The 1,583-nt window shown below is 60.7% G+C and carries 1 protein-coding gene; it reads left to right on the top strand.

The features are described 5' to 3' along the window. Positions 1–222: 222 nt before the first annotated feature. A partial coding sequence (locus tag AC1DUU_RS31535) for an autotransporter-associated beta strand repeat-containing protein (RefSeq protein WP_476787232.1) occupies positions 223–1,583 on the top strand: 1,361 nt, incomplete at its 3' end.

Below are 1,583 nucleotides of genomic sequence, written 5' to 3'. Positions count from 1 at the left end.
ATACAACCGCTGGTAAAGGCATGCGCAGGGTTGATCTGATTACGTGCAGACCAGCTCGATAGCCTGGAGCCCGCGCTACCAGGGTAGGCTTGTGGGACAGCGGCGCCGGGCCAAGGCGACGGCGGACCACCAAGTTACATCATCAACGTTCATCCCCAGGGCGCTTTCCCGCGTCCGTCGCTGGCGGAGCTTTGCCGCAGCGAACGCATTTGGAGTCTTCATATGTCGCAGCGAACTTTCGCACGATCGAGTCTTCCCGCCTGCCGCCGCAGGCATCTGCTGCTTGCCGGTGTTTCGACGGTGGTCATCGCGGTAACCCTGCCGGCATCCGCAGGCACTTTCGTCTTCAACGATGGCGACAACGAAGCCAGCGCCATTTCCATGACGGGCGTGAATACCTTCACCGCGGGAACGGGTGTCACGGCGACCGTTTCGGGTATCGTTTCAGGAACCGGCTCGTTCTCCAAGGGGGGAGCGGGAAAGCTGATCGTCATTGGCAACAATACATACTCGGGCGGCACCGATGTTTCCGAAGGCACTCTCTCGTTGATGCACAACAATGCACTCGGCACCGGGGCTGTCACCTTCAACGGCGGATCGCTCGCGTTCTACGCGCCTACCGCGATGACCCTTGCCAACGACATAGTCGTTAACAGCAGCGCGAGCCTTGATACGGCGCAGCACACAACGCTTTCGGGCGTGCTTTCGGGAGCGAAGAGCCTCACTAAAGTTGGTGGCGGCACCCTCACGCTTTCCGGTGCCAACACCTTTGCGGGCGGCCTGTTCGTCAGAAACGGAACGGTGCGTGTCGAAAACGACAATGCCCTAGGCGCTGGTGCGGTGACGTTCGGTGGCGAGTGGGGGAGTTCGCTGGCGCTCTCTTACGCCAATGGCGTTATGGTTAGCAACAATGTCATTCTCAATGCGAACACTGATTTCCGCGTCGATTCCGGCACCGCCACACAGGCGGGTACGATCGGCCGCGGTTATGGCATGGTCTTCATGGGCAAATCGGGGGCGGGGGAACTTGTCGTCACCGGGTCCATGAATGTTGGAATGGGCTTCAGCATCGACCAGGGGCAACTGACCGCGGGGGCTGCAAACGTCCTCGATGCGGGCGGTCGCTACACTCCCACCGGCTCCGGCAGACTCAAACTTGCCGCCAACCAGCAGATCAGCTCCCTCACGGGCGATGGCACGGTGGACCTCGCATCCAGCAGGCTGACCATCGCATCCGACAGCTTGGGCTTCAACTTTCGCGGGAGCCTTGTCGGGGAGGCGGACGCCCATCTGGTAAAAGCTGGAACGAGTGGTCTGTTTCTCGAGGGCAACGGTCTTGGCTACAACGGCCGAATGTCGCTCCAGGGCGGCACTCTCGCCGTCAACGGCAACTTCGCGGGCACCCCCGTCTACGTAACCGGTGGTCGCTTGCGGGGAACCGGCCAACTTGGCGACGTCTTCGTTGATGGAGGAACGCTTTCCGGCACGGATGGAACAACGTTGTCGATGCGTGATTTATCTCTGACCGCCAGCTCAATCGTTGAAGCCAATCTCGGCACGGAGAAGACGGCGGCGCTTTTCAA

The sequence above is a fragment of the Aminobacter sp. P4_H6_2 genome (assembly GCF_056400805.1).
Note: the sequence above shows the minus strand (reverse complement) of the source record. Positions and strands in the feature narration are given on the sequence as shown.